Here is a 21,716-nt window from a genome sequence, read left to right on the forward strand (position 1 = left end):
AGGGACGGCGTCGACCACAGGCTCTGAAGGTGCCTCGACGTCCTTCCAGTCCCACCACGTGGGAGGAGTTCGCGTCCCAGCTCGGGAACGAGTTGCAGCGGAGGCGGGTAGAAGCCGGCCTCAGCCAGGAGGAACTGGCGCACCAAGCCGGGATGACGCGCAACTACTATCAGTTGCTCGAGAAGGGGCGCGTGGCATCAGGGGCCGCTGCCAATCCGTCCATCAAGGTGGTGGTCCGCCTGGCAGCGAATCTTGGCGTGACGGTGGATGACCTCGTACCTCCCACGGACCGTATTACGTTCTAGGTTTCGAGGCGGCGACAGTAGAGGAGTGCGTCAGAAAGTCTGCGGGAGTCACATCAACCACACCCCCAGAAAGACTCTGATGACTGGCTCCCAACTCACTACGTCCCCGACCCCCAACGCTCGTCACGTCGCTTCACGCCATGCGCTCCTGGTTCTCGCTACGTCCGGGTCCGGGGATCACCGCCCGCTCAATCGGTGGGATGATGAAACCGATCAAGAGCACCGCGCGCGCGCCGTCGCGGCAGATGGCGCGTCTGCACTCGGCTTCCCGGAGACGACGTTCCATCGACTGTCGCTGCCTCTCCCCGTTCTGGAAACTGCGGCGTCTGCAGCCCAATACGCGATCGGTGTCGGTCGCTGCATCTGCGGGGGTCCGACTCACGATCGCGGTGTTCTCACGATCAGGATGAGCACGCTGGATGACGAAGCGCACTACGCCGGCGAGACCTGCGAAGAGAACGGCTGCCCCGAGGGCAGGTGCGAAGGGCGGGCCAACATCGACTGCGAAGCCTGCGTTCGCGACCCGCTCATCGAGCCCAACCTCAAGCGATGCGACTGGTGTCGCCGCGACGGCGTGCAGGGCGAGGCGCTAGCGGCCATCGCATTCGATGGTGTCGTCGTCCTTACGTCCCAATGTGCTGCGTGCGTCACGCACGCACGTGGCGGACGCCTTCCGATGAGGCTGTGAGGTTCGAGCTTCGGTGTCCAGCGACTCCGACGCGAGGACGGCGCGCACCGTGGACGGGTACCACTGCGCGCCGCCCCTCGCGGTGGGCACGAGGTCACTGTTCAACGCCCTGGCGATGCCGGAGACGCTCTGACCTGCGTGCCGCGCTGCCACGATCCGGTCGACCACCAATTGGTCGATCGTGCGCGGACGCCCCAGCCGTCGACCCTGGGCTTTGAGCTGAGCTAGCGCGGCCGTCGTACGCGCTCCGATGAGCTGACGCTCGTACTCGGCGAACGCCGCCATCACGTTGGCCATGAGCGCGCCACTCGGAGTGCTGGTGTCGATCGCGATGTCGAGCACGACCAGTTCCCACCGCTCGCGTCGGGCCCGGTCCATCAAGGTGGCGAAGTCGAGGAGCGAGCGCGACAGACGGTCCAGCTTGGCCACAACAAGGGTCTCGGATTCGCCGGAGGCCAGGGCTTTGAGGGCCGATGCGATCCCAGGCCGAGACAGGTTCTTTGCGGAGTAGCCCTCGTCGCTGACGTACTTGAGGTCGTTCCAGCCGCGTCGGCTCGCCTCAGTCTGGATGAGCGCTCGCTGGTCGGCGAGTCCGAGCCCGGAGATCGACTGCTCCTCGGTGGAGACCCGGAGGTAGCCGATGACGGGGGCGTGGATATGCATGGCTGGAACCTGACACGAAACGTCCGTTTCCTGTCAGTGATCGGTGCCGTCGGCTGCGTGTCGATCGGAGGCTCGGACGCTACGGCCGAAGCGGGCGAGCACCGCGGGGGATGGGGGCGCCTGCGAGGTTGTCGTCGCTGTGGTGGCCTGCGGTTGGGTGATGTGAGGGAGAGCCAGCTGACACCGATGCTGTTCTCGATTAGGCGCGCGACACGGCGGCGCCGTTCGCCTGATCGTTGTCGGACCTCTCTGACACACTGTCCTTTATGGCTGCCATCGACCCCGTCACAATCTTCGTCTCCTACAAGAAGGATGATGAAGTCGGTGACGGACGCGGCCGAGAGTTCGTCAAGGCATTGAGGGAGGCTGTTGAGGATTCCGCTCGGACCCAGGGCGAGTTGATTCCGGAGGTCTGGTTCGACGACGACATTGAATCCGGGGCCGAGTGGGAAGAAGAAATTGAGCGGCGTCTCCGTAGCGCCGAGGTGACGGTGCTCGTCTACACGCCTCAGTTCTTCGCACCCGACGGATATATCAGCAAGAATGAACTCCCGATCGTCCTGAAGCGGTTGAAGGACACCCAAGTCGTTCAGATCGTTCGACGCCCTGTCGCTCCAGGGACGAGCTTTTTTTCCGCCGAGGCGGTGCCGAAGGCCCTCCGCAAACTCGACCCCGAGCACGATGGCCAACCGTTCGATGTGCTCAACGCAGGCGAGTTTGCCACGCGGCTTGGGATGACCGCGGACAACATAGTTGCGGCGGCGAAGCGGGCCTACGCCTTGCGCCAAACGACACACGTCCGCCCAGTCCTGGAAGAATACATCGCCAAGGTAAATAAGAGGTTCGCAAGGTGGGATCCGGCAAACCCAGAAGATCAACTCAAGGCGCCCATCCAGGTTTGTCTCGATGCGTTGGCCCCAATGCTCAGTGGCCGCCCTCTCGCCACGCGGACTGAAGATCCCCAAGGCGCCGACGACGTGGTTTCGCACGTGCGGCTGGACATCGCTGTTCTCGACGAGCGCTCGGGTTACCGCATTGGCCATGTCGAGTTGAAGGCGCCCGACAAGGGAGCCGATCCGACCAATCCCCGCGGCAAAGGCAACTGGACAGCGCACGACCTCGAGCAGTGGAAGAAGCTAGACAAGCATCCCAACCTCCTATACTGCAATGGGTTTGAGTGGACGCTTATCCGTGGCGGCGTCCAGGTCGGCCACGTCGACCTCGACGACTACTCGCATGACCGACTGACCGAGGCAGACGTCAAGAATTTTGCCGAGCTCGTCGGCGATTTCGTGGGATGGCGGCCTATCGCCCCCCGTACAGCGCGCGCGCTTGCTAAACGATTGGCGCCTCTGGCGCGTATCCTTCGGGAGGCAGTGGCCTTCGAGATAACCAAGGCGAATAATTCGCACGATCCGTCGCGCAGCAGGTTGGTGCAACTTCACAACACGTGGCAGCAGACCCTTATGCCTGACGCAACAGATGCCGACTTCGCTGACAGTGTGGCTCAGACCTTCACATACGCTCTCTTGCTGGCTCGACTCAATGACCGTATTTCGCTGCCCCTTGATTCCGACGACGTCGCAAAGTCCCTACGTGTACACGGACATGTGCTTCTCGGATCAGTCCTTGATCTCTTGGCTGACCCGATGGTTCGCGGCCCACTCGACGAGCAGATCGGACTCGTCGAGACAGCCATTGCCGCCGTCGATCCGGATAAGCTGAAGTCACGCAAGGACACTTGGCTCTACTTCTACGAGGACTTTCTGGCCGAATACGACCCGAAGCGTCGGAGAGACGCGGGTGTTTACTACACGCCTGTGGAAGTGGTCGGGGCGCAGGTTCGCATGATCGACGACGCCATCAAGACCCGATTCCAAAGGGACTCGGGCCTAGGCGACAGATCCGTCAAGGTCCTCGACCCGGCTACCGGTACCGGTACCTATCTCCTCTCGACCGCAGAACACGTCCTTGCTGAAGCAGAAGCTGCTGCCAGGTTGAGCGCCTCAGCGGGCGGACTAGGCGAGGTCGCCACTGACGACTTGGTGCGTCAGCGGGTTGCCCTCGCCGCGAACTCACTTAAGGGACGCTTGTTTGGCTTTGAACTGCTTGTAGGCGCCTACTCGGTCGCACACCTCCGCCTCACGAAAGAACTGACCGACGCTGGGGCGAGCCTTGATCAATTTGGTGTCGGCATATATCTCACCGACGCCCTGACAGCGCCCCGGGAGGGACACGGAACGCTGCTGCAGCCGCCGCTTTTCTGGGGCCCGACCCAACAAGCGATTATCGCAGAGCAGCAGCAGTCAGATGCTGTAAAGAGTGACAAAGTGAAGATTACTGTCGTCGTGGGCAACCCGCCCTACAACCGCACCAACAGAGAAGCGGGTCAGGGTGCTGGAGGGGTGGAGACGCAAAACATCGTGCTGACTGGCAGCGGTGATCTCGACCCACTCATCAACGACTTTCGCGATCCGGTCGTCCGATCAGGCAACGGCCGTTCGTTGAAACACAACCTGAACGACGACTATGTGTACTTCCTTCGCTGGGCCATTTGGAAAGCGTGCGAACAGGACCCCACCGACCCCGCAATCGTCTCCTTCATCACCAACTCTTCTTACCTACGCAGCGCGCCATTTGCTGGCGTGCGCGAGCACATGCGACGCCACTTTGACGAAATTTGGATCATTGATCTTGGGGGTGGCGGTCGCGGCGCACGCAAAGAGGACAACGTGTTCGCTATCCAGACATCAGTCGCCATCTTTGTGGGTATTCAGCGACCGAGTGAATCACAAGCCAAAAGGTCCGTAGCAAAACATCAAAGGACGGCGGCAACCGTTCGGTACCGCCGTATCGAAGGCTCTCGGGCGCAGAAGCTGGAGTCCTTGGACGAAGTATCCGGGCTTCAGGTCGGTGATACGGAATGGGCCCAGGTCAACGACGACTCGCTCACGGATTTCGCAATACCCTTCGTACCTGTCGGCCAGTCTGACTTTTGGGGATGGCCGACCCTGGACAAGATGTTGCCGTGGTCGTATTCGGGTGTTCAGTTCGCTCGCACATGGCCGATTGCGCCAGACGCTGACACGCTCCGCGACCGGTGGGACAAACTCTTTAATACGCAGGGATTGGGGGGGAAGCCCGACCCTGAGAAGTTCGTGACGCCGCGGAACAAGAAGACGGGTGTTCCGACCGGCCTGTCGATCGACTCTGTCAAGGTGGAGCCGCGAAGTGGCAGGACGCTTCCTGCTCTGTCATCGCCCAATGCGGTCCTGAGCATTGTCGAGCCGGTGCGCTACGGGTTTCGCAGTTTCGACCGGATGTGGTGCTTGCCGGACCCCCGGTTGTGCCACCGGATGCGTACACCCTTGTGGCAGTCCTACGGACCGACGCAGATATTCCTCACGACTCAGACTTCCACTACAAATGTGCTGGGATTCGGTCCGGCTGCGACCGTTAGCGCCGAGATTCCCGACTTGCACTATTTCGCAGGAAAGGGCGAGAAGGACGCGCATCCGCTGTGGAGGAACGCCCAGGGCACAGAGGCCAACGTCAACTCTGCACTGCTGGGACTTCTCTCCGAGACACTCGGCGAGTTCGTGCAGGCTGAAGAACTGTTTTGCTACATCGTCGGCGTTCTGGGATCCGCTGCCTACGCCGAGCGCTTTTACACTGAACTCAGTGAGTCTTCGGCTCGAGTACCAATAACCAAGTCTGCCGATCTATTCCGTGAAGTTGTTAGCTTCGGTCGCATGCTCATTGGTGTAGAGACTTATGGGGAGCGGTTTCAAGAGGCGGTGCCAGCAGGATTTTCTGGCACCGCAAGGATTGAAAGATCACCGAGCGCTGGCGATTATCCCGAGAGTTACAGGTACGAAGCAGCGTCGAGCGTCCTGAACCTCGGTGAGGGTTTGATTAGCGGCGTCTCGCCCGCCGTATGGGAGTTCGAGGTTTCTGGACTTCGAGTGGTTTCGTCATGGCTCGGCTACCGGATGCGCGACAAGAAGGGTCTCAAAGGTCCGCTCGATAGTCTGCAACCCACGAAGTGGACGTTCGACGAAGAACTGATTCAACTCCTCTGGGCGGTGGAGCAGATCGCCATGTCGGCCACCACGGGCGCGATGTTGCTCGATCGAGTGATCGCCGGCGACGTCTTCACGAATCTCGAGCTACCCCAACCCTCGGCTGCCGAGACGGCCGCTCCGTCTGTCAAAGGACCCACGCTTCTCGAGACTCTCGCTGGAGACGAGGATGATGACGCCGAGGGCTGACTCCACCTGGACGCCATCAGATGTGCGCAACTTCCTTGAGGGCGCGCAGTCCTACCGCTCACGTGTCGTTGTCACCGCCAAGCGCCTTGGCGAGCAGGTGACATGGAAAACGGCTTCTGGAAGCAACCTGACCGCGGAAGCGGGCGACTGGCTCGTCTCAGACGGCGAGAGCAGTTGGACGGTGGCGGCAGACGTTTTCGCGACAACTTATCGCGAGGTCGGTAGCGGCAGTTTTACAAAGACTGCATTGGTTGTTGCCCGCCAGTTAGCCGTCAAAGTGACCATAGCCACGATGGAGGGACCTGCGACCGGGAATGCTGGCGATTGGGTAGTGCGTAACCCTGGGGGCGACGCTTGGCCGGTTCCTGACCGTGAGTTCAAGCGCCGCTACGAACCGGTTGTGGGCTGAACTCTCCGGATCCCGTATCCAAACATTGCCGCCAGCGCCGGGTACACCTTTGCGATCACGTCGTGGTTGTAGTCCCTGGTCGAGGGGTCCAACTCCTCGAACTCACGGCAGTGTGGCCCGTCATGCCACGTGCCGTCAGACTGAAGCCTCAGTGACACCCGACGTTCAACGCCCTCGGGGTCAGTCCACATTCGCCGTTTCCACCACTCGTCGTGCTCCATCCGCGCCATGCGATCTATCACTTCAGGCGAAGGAGGACCGTCAACCCAGCCCAAGCCTGTACCTGACCGCAACTCGAAGCCGTGTTCGCCCAACACCGCAAGCATGTACTTTGCAGCGGCGATGGACGACTGTTCGTTGCGCCCCAGACTTCCAACGCTCCAGGCGGACCCGCTCGTGCCGGGGTGCGCAGCGACGTAGAGGCTTGTGTAGGCGTCATCAAAGGCCCGTCCCCATTGAACATCTAGCCCATCCGTTACTACCCGGTGGTCGAGACCATCAGCATCCGGGTCAACGACCAGCACGTCCCCCCGCACAAGCGGCGATCCCGGGCTCCACTCCTTCAGTTTGTGGAGACGTGAAGCCTGTGGGAGCGCCACGGAACCGAGAAGGTCGGCCGCAACAGCAGCGACCACGGCCCGTTCACTGCTCTGCCGCGCCACCTCGGCGGCGACCCTCTCTGGCACGCCAGCTACCACGCAGACCTCTGCCTCCGCCTCTGTGGGGACAAAAGCGAAGCTTGGTTGTCCCTTAATTAGGTTCGTCGCGGAACTCGTATTTGCCAGCCACATCTGGATGGTAGTAACTAGAGGACTTACCCCACAGGCGACAAACGAAACGAGCACCGGTACTTTACGGTCACGCCCATGAGCGACTAGAGCAGCTGCGACGAGTTGCCCGATGTTGTCGGCTGGGTGGAAACCCTCCGCCTCTGGGAGGGTAGTCAGAACGCTGGGCCGAAGAGCGCGAGCCAGATCAGACGACCGCACGAGTTGGAATGGGCGCGACTGCCGCATCAAGGGTCGGGCAGCGGCCGCCAGGCGAGCGCTAACGGTATCCGACGAACCGGCAACGACCACGGAGGTTGCGGCTCGAACGAGCTTCTCCGCCAGTGGGTCATCTCCGATGTCTTGCCAGTTTTGGAGCAGCATCGATCCGCGGCCGCTGGCTGGCCCGTCTTCATGAATGCGGACCAGCGACGCGCGCGCCTCACCGTCGAGGGATCTAGCGATGGCGTCAGCCTCAGCAGATGACCCGATAATGACAACGCCGCCCCTCCGCCGGGCTGTTGAGAGCCGAGCGATGCGCGTACGCGAGAGGTGTAGCAGCACTGAGGTTGCGGCGCCGAAGGTGGTGAATAGCGCCAAGATCAAGCCGGCAGCCATCCACGGGCTCGGCTGGTCCGCTTGACCGTCAAGCACTGAGTATGTGCCGACGAAGGCAGCAAGACCGAGGTAGAACACGGCGAAGACCTCGGGGTCAGACGCCTCGCGCCATGCTGTGATGCAGTTGTAGGAGAGGACAAACGCGACGAGCCCTACGATTAACCATGATGGCTTCTTTTCTCGCACGAGTATGAGGTTAGTAGAGGGTGCGACTTGCTCGGGCATTAAGTCGCTATCTGCGAGGCCCGCGCACCGACCGAGGCTGGTTAGCCGGACCGGCGGCTGGCGTTGCGATGATGACGACCCGGCCGATACGAGGTCCGGCGAAGAAGTTTGGATCCACCCAATGATGCGTTCGCAGTAGACCCGACTAGCGTGCACGACGACTAGCGGGCACGCCCTCAAGGATTGGCTGACCCGACCGATGACGTGCCTGGGTGCTCACTCGTTGATAGCGCTAAATGCGGCGGTCACGCCACCGAGGATTTCCTCGACGCCCATCTTCATGGCATCGAGGTCGGATCGGGCCTTCGTGATCGCCCTCTCGGCCGACGTCAGCGAACCCTTCACTGTGCTGACTGCCGTCAGTTGGGCCAGCGCCTGGTCAATGCGCCGCCGCAGATCGTCCAGATCCAGTTCAACACCATCGTCGTCAGCGAGCGAGGCGAGGGCGTCGGCCCTCGCCATCTGGTAGGCCACCCGCAGCGCGAGGTGGGAAGGATCATTTCGCTCCGCGACCACCACGTAGCGGGAAGGGGCCATGCGAATGAGTGGCTGCTTCTTGTAGCCGTAGTCGTCGCGTGCCATAACAAGAATAGATGCCACGGCGTCCCGGTTCTGGGCAGAGCCGTCGAGCTGCACCAACATGTCCTTGGGGCCTAGCTTGGAGTCCTTCGCCTCAACGGCGAATCGGGCAGTTCGACCACTCGGACCGCATACCTCCACCACGAAGTCGCCCATCTTCGACTCGCCAATGCCACGATCTGTCCCGGTCGACTTGACCACGTCTCCGCAGGTGGTGGAAAGCTCATTGAGCACCTCACCCAGCACCGTTTCGTACTCCAGCCCGTCAGCCGGAGTCGTGGCTAGATCCCGCCTCTCGACCACTAGCGCGTGCACCGCGGTCATCTGCTGCGTCACCTGGTGAAGTGGGCTCGCGAACCCCTCGAGCAATTCGCGACGCAGCTGACCGAGTGGGCTCTCCTCGCGAGACGCGTCGAGCATCGCTCGAATCTGGGCGACAGCCCCTGTCAGCTCGGCCTGCGATTGACTTTGGACAGCATCGAGGAGCTGGCTCGCTGCGCTCTCACGGTCGTTTGCGTTGAGTGCCTGCTTGATCGCCTCCTGGAGCACCTGGCTGCTGTCGCGGGCTGCGGCCGGGATGGCGCCTCGTGCGGGGTCGATGGCGGCCTCGACCTGCTGTTGCAGCTGCAGCGTCGCTTGATCTGTAAGGCTTCGAATCTGGTTTTCGAATCTGCCGAGTTGCTCTTCCAGCCGGGCAACCTCATTGTCGGTCTGGGCCAACCGTCGCACCGCCACTCCCAGGTTGAAGACCTCCTGGCAGACCGCACCGGCCGCGTGCTCGTCGTTGAGCTCCAGTACCTCTGCAACGAGCTCCGGGTCATTGGTGGTCAGGTTGTCAGCGTCGATGATGCCGTCGTAGACGGCTGCGACAGGCGCGTTGCCGGTCAGCGAAGTCATAGGGTCTCCCGTCGTGAGCGTCGGTGTGGGCTGAGGTCGCGGGACGCTCCCATACAGTGTGCTTGCTCTGCTGACGGTGCGCCGCGGGATCGCGAATCTCGTCGCATTCGGCTGCCAGGTCTCCGACTGGCATAGATGGGCCGTACTAAGGGGGTCCCACCGGTGCTGGAGGTCTCCCCTGGGGCGACTGGTCAACTGCTCTGCGCGGTAACCAGCTTGGTCAGCACAGTCTGGCCCTCAAGCTGATGCTGGCGCTCGGGACTATCGAGGAGGTCAGCGATCCGCATGAGCCTCGGGAGGGTCGCTTGGTGCGACGTACCTGCCTGCGTCCTGAGGTGGTAGCCACCGACGACGGTACGGATGGTGATCACAGATCGGTCATGCTGCACCGGCCGGAGGCGGAGCCTGCGCACCAGCATGTTCTCTAGCTCGCTAGTCACGTAGAGGAATTCGGCTGCTCGCACGACTTCGGGAAACCCGGTCATGAGGCGACTCCAGGAGCGCTGATTGATGCCGTAGATGGTCGTCGTGTCGGCACGCTTGGCTAGCCAGCGCCTTACCAGTATGGGGTCGAGGGGTCTTTCTGACAGGCGTCGCTTCAGTCGTGATCGCTCACTGGCGCTGATCCACGGGGCGGTTCCACCGTCGAGGAGATCGGCGACGGCCCACGCGATGGGCTGGGACATGGCTCGCGGTGCATTGTCCGATGATGAAAGTCGCTGCGCTTCGACTGAGCCGGCGTCGATCAACAGTTGACCCTGCTCTCCTCGAACTGCCTGAAGGCGCCCGCACTTGGCGAGTGCTCGAACACGTGCGGGCGTGACGCCAAGAGCCTCGGCCGCCTGCGCCGTGGTGAAGCTCATCGGTGCAATCTGGAGGAGCCGCAATAGGTGTGTCAACTGGCGACGGGGGAAGACCCCTGACTTTGAGCGTGAAACCGCCTCAATGGAGAGCGAACGAGGGGTGTCCGTACACATGTGCCGTGTCGGAATCGACCGAATCTCAAGCACCCCAGGAGGGGTCATGTCCCAGTTCGCAATGTACACACTCATCTCCGTCACCGCGCCGGTCGAGGCCAGAGGAGACCGCGCGACCTACTACGCGGTCGTGACCCGTGCCCGTCACGGACGCGTTCGCGTGGTCGAGCACCTCGACGTTGTTCTCACGGCCTCACCTGACGCCGCCATGGACGGCGTGTGGGAGGTTTCGATGGCCGACGAGTTGTTCTTCGAGGTCATCACCACGTCAGCACCCACCGCAGCCGAGGTGAAAGACATGCTGCGCCAGCGTCGCGGTGTGTACGCCGCCGACATCGGTTGGACGCCGGCGTTCCAGAGTCTTCCGCGTGTGTGGGTGCGCAGGTCGATGGTCGGTAACGACGCGGGGACGTCGCTCGTGACAACCGTTCGCGGTCACCGCCTGCACGAGGTGCAGGTCGATGAATACGCCACGGCGGTGTCGCTCGGGCCGCTGCGACTGGTTTCGAGTCCCGACCGGCCGCACGCGACGTGGGAGGCAGACGTCCGAGTGCTGATGCGCTCACACGCGGATGGCAGCGTCCCCGACACGGACCCCACCGACCCATGGAGCGCCGGTCCCTGGGCCCGCCGGTACGGGAATGACAGCGGGCCATGGCTGCCTTCAACGCACGTCATGCGCATCCACGGAAACACGGTGACGCTCGACGGGGCACCCGTAGGGCTTCTCGACCTCAAGCGTGGGGTTCCCCTGCGCCACACGGCGCGTCGTCACATGCTCCGCGCGGTCCTGGGCGTCTTGGGGGTGCCATTCGACGGACCTCGTCATGCCGAGCAGGTTTACGACCGGCTTGCGCGGGTCGAGGAGTTCTTCCCCGCCGCGACGGCCACCCGCATATCGCCGCTGTTCCCGACCCAACCCGTGCTGGTCATCCAGCACGAGAGCGGGACAGTGCACCTTCGGTGTCCCCAGCGCGCCTATGGGCGCTCGGCGTCCCTGTTGAGTGGCGCGGGCTTCGACTACGCGGTGGACTTGCATTCCGGGGACTGCGCCGATGGTTTCGGCAGCGTGAATGACCTGAGGTTGGTGGGCTCAGATGATGGGCTCGTCGCGAGTGTGGCACGCATCTTGGATGCAGACCCGACTCTTCACGTGTTGGGCTACGCCGCCTACTACGACACCAAAACGCGGGGGCCAACGGTTCGATTCCGGCGCGTGGACGACCGCCCGCAACACCCCAAGACCACGCCCTGGGTGCGCATCATTGACTACGACGAGGTCGGCGGGCTCTGGGTCTTCGGTGAGGAAACCAGCCTCGTTACGGTGCTCGACGTGGCCATCGCGCACGACATCCCCGTCCTGTTTGGTGTGAATGCCGGCTCTGACGCCCTGTGCGTCGAGAGCCCAGCGCATGGTCCGCGCCTGCAGGAGCTGCTGAAGGGCCAGGGATTCATCGTGCTCACTGACGAGTTCCGGGGCTCGGAGGGGGAGTGAACCCGCTCAGGGCAAGGGCACAACTAACCTGATGGCGGCCACGTGTCGATGCTGTGACCGCGTCCGGCAAGGCTCGCAGCGACGTAGACCCACGCACCTTGCCCACCGACGTTCCGAAGCTGACGCGTGAACAGCCCGGACTCAACTCCTTCGACGTTGTCGAGGAGTTCGAGCAGGGCCCCCGCCTCGTCCTTAAGGCACTCCACAAGCACGCCGCTTGCCTTGCGGTCGCTGGAGGCGCTGAGGGCGGGGTAGCCGTTGCCGGTGTCCCGGAGGTCACCGACCACGGTGGTGTCCACGGGTTCGCCGGCGACGTACGGCTCCAACAGGTGCCAGCGCTCGTTTCCCGGCTTCAGCGTGCCGTAGACGAAGACGTAGGGCACGCATTCCCCAGGTGCGGGGTAGCGGCCGGGCGCGACCACCGGCCCGAGGTCAATCGCGGAGGTGGCGGGCTCGGTGGTGATGCGTGACCTCAGGGCGCGGACCTCGGCCTGGTCCACATCGACGCGTAGCAGCGGCTGACCGCCCAGTCGCATGGGGCGGCGCTCGGTGCGCCCCCCGACGTACGCCGCGGGGCGCGACAGACGTGCGCCGTTCTCGAGCACGACTCGACCCTCATTGAGCAGCACCAGGTCGTACCACCTGCTGCTCCGGCCTTCGACGCGGTCCAAGGTGCGCATCTCGGCGAGGTCACACATCACCACCACTGCCTCCTCGGAGTGCCCAGTGACGACGTCAAGCGTGACCGGCGTACGCCCTGCCGCGGTGTCGCCCGTGCACCAGACCGAGGCCAGGTCCTCCATTGTGCACGCGAGATGTACCGAGGGCAGGGGAGTGCCGTTCGCAAGCACCTTGCCGGGGGAGGCGTTCGAGCCGTACCCCACGAGCGGAATCCGCTCGGCCAGCGGCGCAGCGCCGAACGTGGCGAGCCACTCGTCGAGACAGACCGAGTCCTCGTCGCCCGACACGGCCCAGCCGCTTGGCTGTGCCTCGTCAGGGCTGACCGGCCAGCAGAACCCTGCGTCATCAATGACGACGGAACCGTAGGGACGCTGACCAGGGTAGGGATCAACAGCGTAGTCGGTGGCCTGCTGGCCCGGGGCGACGCGGCCCAACGGGTCATTCGCACCAAGGACGAGAGCCCACCCGAGCAGGTCAGCCATCAGTTTCTGCATGTGATGGTGCTGGTCGGTGCCCTCGTCCAGCTGGAGTCCGAAGTCACCCGCATGCCAGATCGAGGCACAGCCGAAGGTGTCGACGCCATCAGGTCGGGGGAGCAGGCCGCCGTCGGCGTCACGCACGGCGTACTCCCACGTGCCGGGCGAGGCGAGCCCGAGCTCAGGGTCGGGCTCCCAGTCATAGAGGGGAACGATGACCATCGCACGGCCGTCACGTCCGTGCACCTCGGCGGAGGTGTAGCCGGCGTACTCGCCCAGGGTGACGGTGGCACCGCCGGATCGCATGGTGTCGGCGACGGCGTGTGCTGCGAGCCGCTGGGCAGCGATGAGGTCCTGCTCGGCGGTGGCAACAATCAGGTGGGCGAGTCGCAGAAGTGAAGCGTGATCGGGCATGTCGGCTCCTTCGGTGTCCGGCTCCGGTCGAGCCGTGTGTGGGAAGTTCTACGGACAGGGTCGGAACATTCACGTCAGAGTGGTGGTCAGGAAGTCGCGCCAGGACTCCAACTTCCAGCGCACTGAGTCCAGCAACGTCTGGCCCACAGGTTTAGTGACGTCGCCGCGTGCCACGGCTTCGGCGTAGTCAGCCAACAGGTTGAGGCGCTCGTCGACCTCGGGACGTGAGTATGGGAAGAGGCCGAGAAGGTCCGTTCCCGTCCGGCTAAGCGGGTGGTCCGGATCTGCCGAGGTGCGCCTCATGCGTGCCGAGACGAGGTCGTCGAGGGTGAGGTCGTCCTCGTCGCGCGTGTAGGTGACCTCGACGGCGTCGAACCCGGCTGCCAGTTCAGTGAGCCAACGGGCGGCCTGACGTGGCCCTACCCTCAGAGCAGCGGCAACCACCTCGACTTCTACATCGCCCTCGTGCTCCTCGAGCAGCCGAACCAGTCGCAGGGCCTCATCCACTCGACAAGACCGTCTCTCGTCGGGAGGGGCGTCCGTGGGGCCGACGTCCACATGGCGGCGCCGCAGGTCCTCGCGAACGCACTGCACTGCCAAGTGCTCGTCCTCGGTCAGGTGCCAGTCCGGTGACTTCTCCAGCATGGGGGACCTAGCCGTACCTCGCAGGTGTGGCTCGTCCCTGACCGGGACGTTGGTGACCACGAGTCCCCGCTCGCGCAATGCCTTCTTGTCATTGCGCAAGGTCTTGGCGGCATGGGCACCTGCGCCGTACGCCTGCACCCGCGACATGAGGTCGGCGTCGGTGAGCGCCCCGTATCCACGGGTCTCCTCGTGCACGCGGGTCAACTCTTCCAGCAGCGCGACGACCCTTCGAAGGGGCGAGTACTCCGCTCGCCGTCCCACCACGTCTCTTGCTCCCCCACCCATGTCGATGAGCAGTCTGAAGCCAGGTCGTCGTCTGCGCTGCCAGATCCAGCAATTCACCCCACACGAATGTTCCGACCCTCCAGGCAAGGTTCCTTCCGTCACCACCACGAAAGGAAAGCCAATGAACGTCAACCTCACATCGGTCTGCGGCTGCGGCCTTGACCTGTCCACTGACGGCGCCACGGGACGCGTGACTCTGCATAGCGACGCCGCGGCAATGACGCGCAGGTTCGCCGGGGCCGCTGCGGGTGTGGAAGGGGTGATCTCCTTCCTGTGGAGCGCGGCCGTGGCAATTGAGAGTGACCATCAGGCGGGTCTGGTGCGTGACGATTTCTGCGTTTCGAGGTACTACGAGCCGTTGTTGAACTTGGACGTCGAAATCGAACTTGTCGACGATGCGAACGAGCACCCGCGCGCCAAGTTCACCCTGCTGTCCGACGACGAAGGCAGCCTCGACTACTGCCACTTCGGGGTCACTGTCGACCTCTCGCTCAGGCAGTTTCGGGAGACAACGGATATCGCCTACGGAGCCACCCGCCTGGGTTAGGTGAGGGGGCGCTGGTCGGGAGCGCTGCCGTCTAGCTCCCCTGCGGCCAGGCGGCCAACGACGTCGTTGAGCTTTGACAGCAGGTGAGTCCTGATGAACGTCTGCGTCCGGGCAGGTGATCGCGGAAGCAAGGGGCCCCGGTCGATGACGAGCAGGTCGATGCCGGGGTTCGCGCAGTGTCCGGAACCTCCGCCTGCGCGGTCCCCAGGACTCGGGAGCCGAGTTGGACTATCTCAGCCGCTCTGCGAGGTCCGACCAGTAAGGGATCCGGTCCTCGGATGCAGGGCGTTCAGGCGACCAGGAGTCGCCCTCGAACTCGCGGCCGATCCAGGCACCGATGTCATTCCCGTAGTAGATGACGTCGAGTTCATGGGCGGAGAAGACCCAGCAAGTCTTCAGATGTCCCCCCGACGGGAGGTATCGGTGGTCGCACAGAGGGATCAGGGGCGGGCCTGCCAGAGCGGGTGCGGCGGCGGCTGCATCGGCGGCTGCGGGAGCGCGTCGGATCCAAGTCTCGAGCTCACGCTGATCCCCGTGTCGCCAGTCGGGCCATCGAGGCCGCTGTCGGACTGTCTGCGCACTAAGGTCTACCGGCAGACCAACCTGTAGCAACGAGCGGTGGGGCACAGAGAATGCGATGCCGAAGCGCTTCTGGACCACCTCAATCTCCTCGTCGCTGAGGCCTGGCTCAATCTGTACGCCGGCTCGCTTGAGCCGCTCGATCGGAGCGAGATGATCGAGGAGTCTTGCGTGACCTCTTGGGGAGTGGAGCGCGGCATCGCGTGGCGACAACGCGTCGACGGCGTACCAAAGCCGCAAGGCACTAATTGCTTGATGCCGTCGTTCGGCATTGTGAGTGACAACGATGATTCTGTTGATCGGGAATGGTCTCCCCGCCCGCGCTGACTCCGCGAGCATGGACACGATCCGACTCGCATCTTCCCCTTCTCCAGGACCTTGGCCGCGGCTGAGGTCCCAGCTCAACCACAGGGTGTCGATTTTCCTGCGTGAGGCGCGCCGGGCGTGCAGCAGCATCAGAGCGTGGCTCGCGTTGCGGCTGTAGACGATGTCATCGTCGAGACGGTCAGCAAGCGAAGCGTATGGATCGATCACAACGGTGGTCATCCACTCCCCCCTCGGCCGGTGTTCTCACCAAGGCTGACGCGAGATCCGGGCCAATTGATGCTCGAACTCTCGGACGTCCTTTAGGCGGAGAACCGCGTGGCCTGACTTGCCGGTGGTGCTTACTGACGCGCTTGTCACATGCACCGACCCCTCGAAGCGCAGCGAAAGTTGGCGTTCGAAACTGCTCTGGGTGCCCGGCGGGTCGAAGCGGCACTTCAGGACTGTCTGCCCGCCTAGGTGGTAGGCGACCCAGGGTTCACCAGAGTCGAGAAAGTGACGCTGCAGATCGAGGACGGGTTTTGAGCTCAGGTCGGGCCGCGCGATGGGACCGTCCGCCGGCATGGCGCGGGCAGGAGTGGGTGCCTGGACCAGTTGCGTGAGGGCGTCCACCAGCGAGCGCTCCGCCAGCACGCGTTGATCCACGACGCGCACATCCAAGGCGGCTGCCAGGCTCCGAGCGGCATCGTCGATCCGCTGGTTGGGGCGGAGCAGGACCAGTTGCCCGTTTCCGTCGCCCAAGGCTCGTCGGGTGGACTCGGCCTCGCGGATCTGCACTCCCAGCGGCACCGTCACCTGAGCGTCCGTAATCAGTTTGCAGTCGACGACGTGAAGACGTCCGTGGGAGTTGACGACGACGTCAACTTCTTGGACTGCGGTCCCGTCGTCGATCAGTTTCACGCTAACGGCAACGTCGTCCTCGGCCACTCCAACCTCCCGCAGGATTGCGGCCACAAACTGTTCGAACAAGTGTCCGTAGCTGATCCGTGCGCCCGACGAGACGCGGCGTCCCAGAGCTTCGAAGGACGAGTACCAGGGCGACCCATCGAGGCACATCCGCGCTGCGGCCCTCACGTTCGTGCTGATGGCGGGCGGCGCTACCTCGACCTCGCGCTCATCATCTGCCCAGGTGACCTTCAGGAGTTCGGCTACGTTAAAACGCTCGGATGCGCGAGGGTCGACGTCAGACAAGCGAACCGCCCCTCCCTGCGCGTCCAGTGTGTGCCACACCCCGAGGTGTTGGTAAAGACCAGTGACGTGCGGGCGTCGCAGCCCTTGAAGGCCGCCTGCGAACATCAGCCTGGTGCCGCCGGTGAGGTTCACCAACAGTTCCGTGCCATCCGCCCCGGCGAGGCTGTATATGGCTGCGGCTGTCTCCTCTGGGCTGTCGTCGGCCACTGGCCCCACCAGATGCACCGGGAGACGCGAGAAGTTGCGGCGCACAAAGCGTGCGAGCCGGTCTGCCGGACGCCCGAAGAGTTCGTCGTCGTAGGCATGAAGGATGTGGACCGCCTCGACGTCAGAACCCCATTGGGCTAAGGCGTCGATCTCCGACCACAGCTTCTCGCCGCCGATGAGCACCAACTGCCGGGCATTTCCCCTCACCGAACACAGTTTAGGAAGACAGTCGGACACGCGGACCCGAATAGGGCTAAGGAGACCGCGGAGATCGCTGCCTTGGTTAGGAGATGCGTGCTGGCCCTGGGGCCGAGTCCATGGTGTGGGGTAACGACGGGCCACCTGAAGGTGCCGCAGCCCGCTCCTGACGAGGTGCGTTACGCGTTTGCCGAACTGGCTGTGGGCTCCATGGTCACTGCCTAGACTGCTGCTTCGCGAACAGGGAGAAGGTCTTGGCTCAGGCTCGAATTTTCATTGCTTCACGCTTCGAAGAGTTCAGGTCCCTCCGCACGCTGCTACAGCGCAACTTCGTAGACGTCGGTCTCGAGGTGGTGAATCTCGACGACGGGCTGGCCGACGAGCGCTCACCCGGTGCTCGCTCGCTAAAGGAGCTCGCCGGGTGCGACGCCGTTGTGGTACTGCTCGGTCGGACGTACTCCGAGACTATGGCGCCGGGCCGGGAAGTATCGATCACTGAGGCTGAGTGGGACAAGGCAGTGACGCTGGGCCTCCCTGTTTATTGCTTCGCTTCAGACCCCAATGACATGACGCCGAGGGCCCGGCAGTTCTACGAGCGGACGCAGCACCCGGACCTGCCTACGACGGGTCGGCTGGTGGGCGGCGAGGCGCCGATCGACGATGTGGACGCGATTACCAACCGCATCCTCTCCAAGTTCTACTTCAGCAACGACGACGCCGACGTTGGCCACGGCAGTGGACTGCTGCGTGAGCTGTCCTTCCTGGGTGCCGAAGGACTGGAGTCCTACCGGCTCGACGAAAGGCGCGTGGGTCACGAGCCGAGTGCGGCGAAGTTGGTCGAGGCCCGCAAGGACGCGCTTCTTGACCTTCAGGACGGCCAGCTCAGGTCCGCCGAGGAACGGTTGAGCGTCGTGTTGCGCGAGACCTCGAAGTACGACGACTGGGCCACCACCTACCTGTACGGCCGGCTGTTGGAGTTGCAGGAACGCCGGACTCAGCTGACACAACTCGGGGAGATGGCGCTCAAGGCTGTTCGGTCCGCGCGACAGACCCGGTACATGCCAGCGGCGGATGCGGCGATAATCGCGCGACGTGAGGTGGCGGCGCTATGCCTTCTGGGCAGGGCGCAACTTCTGGTCGGAAGCCCCGAAGACGCATTGGCCAGTGCCGATCAAGCTCTCACCCTGCGGGAGAACTCGCGCGACGCGCTGGCTCTGGGCCTAGAGGCCGCAATCCGGCTTAATGAACGGCACAAGGCGAAGGAGTTGGCGCAGCAGCTCTTCTTTTACTACCCCGACTTCGCTGTGACGCTGATGCGTATGCCCGTCGTGCGAGAGGACGCCCGAGTGGAGCGTGACCTCATCGCTCTGACGAGGGACCGCCACCAAAAGGCGCTGAGGAGCGCCGCGCCCATCGGTCTCGACCGCACCGTTGCCAGTAGCAAGCGGTTGCGTGACGCCGTTCGCTGCTATCGCACGGACGTTGCGTTGCACCGGGATGAGGTGAGCCTACGGCTGCGGAACCTGCGCACTACCGGGGACACCGAGACGGCACGGGACTTGATGCAAGCGTTCAGCGACGCGTTCGCCCCGCTGCCAGGACTTAGCGGCATCGAGTACGTGCCTGAAGGCCGGTGCAAAAGTGGCGACATCACCGTCCCCCGCAAGGTTGAGACGGTAGGCGGTCAGCTTTCCGGTCGCCGATTCGTGCGGGTCTTGAGCAGGGATCACTCAAGACTGCAGGTTAGCGACGTCCAGGTCTTCGTCACGGATGTGACCGAAGACATGGAGTGGATCGAACAACGCCCGCAAGTCCCAAAGGTCCTGGAAGAGGATCCAAGCCTCGACCTGACCGGCTCCCTCTTCGACATTCCTGCATCGGCCAAGGCGCCGTCCGCGCCACCGTTGGCGTCCATTCAAAATCGGAAGCCATGGACCCCAACAAGCAAGCCGCCTACGCAGGTTGAGCGGACCTCGACGACACGGTTAGCGTCCACTCAACCTAGGGGACAACAGGCCCCAACGAACAAGCCCCCGCTCACACTGGCCAAGAAGAAGGAGTCCGGGGCCGGAGGGTGGGCTCTTGTAGTTCTGGTCATCGCCTGCATGGTTGTATGGAAGTTGGTGGCGTGGATTGTTCCGAACAGTCCTGATCAAGGGCACGACGAGGCGTGGAAGGCCTTCCGAGAGGCGGCTATCGAGGCGTACCCCGGCGCCGAAAAGAACATCCCATCGCGACAAAGGCCCGACGACTACATCAGATGCCGGGACGAGGGCTGGAATGACATCAGGTTCGAATGTCAGGCGAGCTGGGAAGTCGCTGGCGACCGCCGCGTCTACGTCAGTGCGACCGTGTCCGATGACGAGTCCTTGTCCGTCTACGACATGGATCGCTGGGTCGTCGACGATTAGCAAACGCCGAACATCGTCTGCCCACTACAGCTCACACCGTCGCGGGATCTCAGCTTTCGAGCAGGGACCAAGCCCCGCAAGTCCGCAACTCTCACCTGGATGGGCTCGTCGTGTGAGGGGGAGCGCGCGCCTGGGTTACGAGGCCGCGATACCTCCCCTCCATTGCAGCGACTGCTATCTAGGGCGGACGCCCGCGCCTCCGGAGCGTCAACGCCCTAGTCACAGCCACGACTTCTTGACTGCTGGGCACTCCGCTGTGATGTGCAGGTCCGAGAGCTCGGGCCCGTTGGTTCTCACGCCAGGCTCGAAGCCAAGCTTACGAAGGACTCGCCAAGAGTCCCCTTTGCCGACGGACGGTGACGGCCACGCACAGCGATCCGGAAGTGCACAGGGGATACCAGTGCACTTACCGACGAGACACCTCAAGCTGACGGTCGACGGGACTGCTGCACGAACAGGTGACAGTTTTGGTTAAGCCGCCTGGGTGGCGGTTGTGGTCATGATCAGCTCGTATTCGACCGGGGTCAACCGTCCGAGGNGGGACTGCTGCACGAACAGGTGACAGTTTTGGTTAAGCCGCCTGGGTGGCGGTTGTGGTCATGATCAGCTCGTATTCGACCGGGGTCAACCGTCCGAGGGCAGCCTGCCTGCGGCGGCGGTGGTAGGTCTTCTCGATCCACGTGACGATGGCTATCCGCAGCTCTTCGCGGGTGTTCCAGGGACGCCGGTCGAGGACGTTCTTCTGCAGCAGCGCGAAGAAGGACTCCATGGCTGCGTTGTCGCCGGCAGCTCCGACGCGGCCCATGGACCCGACCATGTCGTGACGGTTGATGGCGTGGACGAACTTCCTGCTTCGGAACTGCGACCCGCGGTCGGTGTGCAGCACACAACCGGCCACATCCCCGCGACGAGCGACGGCGTTTTTCAACGCCGCGACGGCCAACCGGGACTTCATCCGTGAGTCGATCGAGTAGCCCACGATCCGGTTGGAGTAGACGTCCTTGATCGCGCAGACGTAGAGCTTGCCTTCCGCGGTCCAATGCTCGGTGATGTCGCCCAGCCACAACTCGTTCGGACTGTCAGCGTTGAACTCGTGGCGGGTCACGCCGTGCTTGTCGACGAAGGCGCACAGGTCGTCGTGCACCGGCGGGCCGGGCTTCTTGCCGTTCTTCGTGCGCTTCTTCCCGTGCGAGGACCACCAGCCCAGCTCGGAGCAGATCCGCCAGGCGGTCCGCTCAGCCATCGGCTCACCGGCTTCTGCTGCCTCGTCGACCAAGAACCGATAGCCGAACTCCGGATCATCACGATGGGCGTCGAACAGGGCGTTGGCGCGGTACGCCGCGGCCAGCTCGGCGTCGGTGACCGGGTTCGCGCGCCAGCGGTAGTAGGGCTGGCGCGCGATGTTGAGGACCCGGCACGTCACCGCGACGGGGACACCGTCAGCGGCCAACTCGCGGACGAGCGGGTACATCATTTTCCCGGCAGGTTGGCCTGCGACAGATACGCAGCAGCGCGACGCAGGACCTCGTTCTCCTGCTCGAGGAGCTTGATCCGCTTGTTCGCCTCACGCAGCGCATCAGCCTCGCCGCTCGATCTGCTCGACGAGGTCTGGGACGACCTCCGCTCGTCGATCGTGAGCCACCGCTTCAGACACGACGGCGAGATGCCGAAGTCCTTCGCGACCTGGGCAACTGAGGAGTCAGAGTCCTTGTAGACCCGGATCACGTCCTCGCGGAACTCCTTGGGGAACGCCTTTGGCATGGTGAACATCCTTCCAGCGCCGACACATCGACGCAGATTCAGATGTCACCTATCCGTGCAGCAGTCCCGTTTGAGGACCGACGACACCAGGACCATCGCCAGA

15 protein-coding genes are annotated in these 21,716 nt (G+C 63.5%); 6 read left to right on the top strand and 9 right to left on the bottom strand.

The genetic code is table 11. From position 1 onward, the window contains the following. The first annotated feature begins 29 nt into the window (after positions 1-29). Positions 30-305, top strand: coding sequence for a helix-turn-helix transcriptional regulator (locus ASG76_RS02250; protein WP_056599353.1), 276 nt, complete (start codon positions 30-32; stop codon positions 303-305). Positions 306-894: 589 nt separating this feature from the next. Here ASG76_RS02250 and ASG76_RS02255 read toward each other — a convergent pair. Then, complete coding sequence (locus tag ASG76_RS02255; RefSeq protein WP_082587181.1) at positions 895-1,656, bottom strand: recombinase family protein; 762 nt, start codon at positions 1,654-1,656, stop codon at positions 895-897. Between the two features lie 266 nt (positions 1,657-1,922). Between ASG76_RS02255 and ASG76_RS02260 the strand changes: the two genes are divergently transcribed. Together ASG76_RS02260 and ASG76_RS18940 are read left to right on the top strand one after the other, a co-directional pair. Beyond that, entirely contained in the window at positions 1,923-5,927 is a 4,005-nt protein-coding gene (locus ASG76_RS02260) for a type ISP restriction/modification enzyme (protein WP_056599356.1), read from the top strand. Continuing rightward, positions 5,911-6,336 carry a hypothetical protein gene (locus ASG76_RS18940; protein WP_157558894.1) on the top strand — a complete coding sequence of 142 codons (426 nt, stop codon included), beginning with the start codon at positions 5,911-5,913 and terminating at the stop codon, positions 6,334-6,336. The genes ASG76_RS02260 and ASG76_RS18940 overlap by 17 nt, the downstream gene beginning before the upstream one ends. Here the strand turns inward: ASG76_RS18940 and ASG76_RS18945 are convergent. The 3 genes from ASG76_RS18945 to ASG76_RS18950 form a co-directional block, all read right to left on the bottom strand. Next, positions 6,315-7,907, bottom strand: a complete 1,593-nt coding sequence (locus ASG76_RS18945; RefSeq protein ID WP_157558895.1) for a hypothetical protein — start codon at positions 7,905-7,907, stop codon at positions 6,315-6,317. The genes ASG76_RS18940 and ASG76_RS18945 overlap by 22 nt on opposite strands. Positions 7,908-8,162: 255 nt before the next feature. Continuing rightward, a complete protein-coding gene (locus ASG76_RS02270; RefSeq protein WP_056599363.1) occupies positions 8,163-9,422 on the bottom strand; it encodes a hypothetical protein in 1,260 nt (419 codons plus the stop codon). Between the two features lie 191 nt (positions 9,423-9,613). Further along, positions 9,614-10,285: a hypothetical protein gene (locus tag ASG76_RS18950; protein WP_157558896.1), complete on the bottom strand. Its 672-nt coding sequence runs from the start codon at positions 10,283-10,285 to the stop codon at positions 9,614-9,616. 160 nt (positions 10,286-10,445) lie between these two features. On the opposite strand from ASG76_RS18950, the gene ASG76_RS02280 reads away from it, so the two are divergent. Further along, positions 10,446-11,894 (top strand): hypothetical protein, encoded by a 1,449-nt coding sequence (locus ASG76_RS02280; protein WP_056599367.1) that lies wholly within the window; start codon positions 10,446-10,448, stop codon positions 11,892-11,894. Positions 11,895-11,917: 23 nt separating this feature from the next. On the opposite strand, the gene ASG76_RS02285 is transcribed toward ASG76_RS02280, so the two are convergent. Then, positions 11,918-13,465, bottom strand: a complete 1,548-nt coding sequence (locus ASG76_RS02285; RefSeq protein ID WP_056599370.1) for a gamma-glutamylcyclotransferase — start codon at positions 13,463-13,465, stop codon at positions 11,918-11,920. Positions 13,466-13,534: 69 nt separating this feature from the next. Further along, positions 13,535-14,305 carry a hypothetical protein gene (locus tag ASG76_RS02290; protein ID WP_157558897.1) on the bottom strand — a complete coding sequence of 257 codons (771 nt, stop codon included), beginning with the start codon at positions 14,303-14,305 and terminating at the stop codon, positions 13,535-13,537. A 211-nt stretch (positions 14,306-14,516) separates the two neighbouring features. On the opposite strand from ASG76_RS02290, the gene ASG76_RS02295 reads away from it, so the two are divergent. Next, positions 14,517-14,942, top strand: a complete 426-nt coding sequence (locus tag ASG76_RS02295) for a hypothetical protein (protein ID WP_056599376.1) — start codon at positions 14,517-14,519, stop codon at positions 14,940-14,942. A gap of 228 nt (positions 14,943-15,170) precedes the next feature. Here ASG76_RS02295 and ASG76_RS18955 read toward each other — a convergent pair whose 3' ends face one another. Both ASG76_RS18955 and ASG76_RS02300 read right to left on the bottom strand, forming a co-directional pair. Continuing rightward, entirely contained in the window at positions 15,171-16,067 is an 897-nt protein-coding gene (locus ASG76_RS18955) for a hypothetical protein (RefSeq protein WP_157558898.1), read from the bottom strand. 24 nt (positions 16,068-16,091) lie between these two features. Continuing rightward, complete coding sequence (locus tag ASG76_RS02300; RefSeq protein ID WP_157558899.1) at positions 16,092-17,450, bottom strand: hypothetical protein; 1,359 nt, start codon at positions 17,448-17,450, stop codon at positions 16,092-16,094. 245 nt (positions 17,451-17,695) lie between these two features. Here ASG76_RS02300 and ASG76_RS02305 point away from each other — a divergent pair, with 245 nt between their 5' ends. Then, positions 17,696-19,852, top strand: coding sequence for a DUF4062 domain-containing protein (locus ASG76_RS02305; RefSeq protein WP_056599382.1), 2,157 nt, complete (start codon positions 17,696-17,698; stop codon positions 19,850-19,852). A gap of 571 nt (positions 19,853-20,423) precedes the next feature. Here ASG76_RS02305 and ASG76_RS02310 read toward each other — a convergent pair. Next, positions 20,424-21,613 (bottom strand): IS3 family transposase gene (locus tag ASG76_RS02310; protein ID WP_157558900.1). Its coding sequence is split into 2 segments (ribosomal slippage): positions 20,424-21,329 and positions 21,332-21,613, totalling 1,188 coding nucleotides; the frame shifts between segments, so codons are not numbered across the junction. Positions 21,614-21,716 lie beyond the last annotated feature (103 nt).

Source organism: Nocardioides sp. Soil774, assembly GCF_001428125.1.
Lineage (GTDB): Bacteria > Actinomycetota > Actinomycetes > Propionibacteriales > Nocardioidaceae > Nocardioides.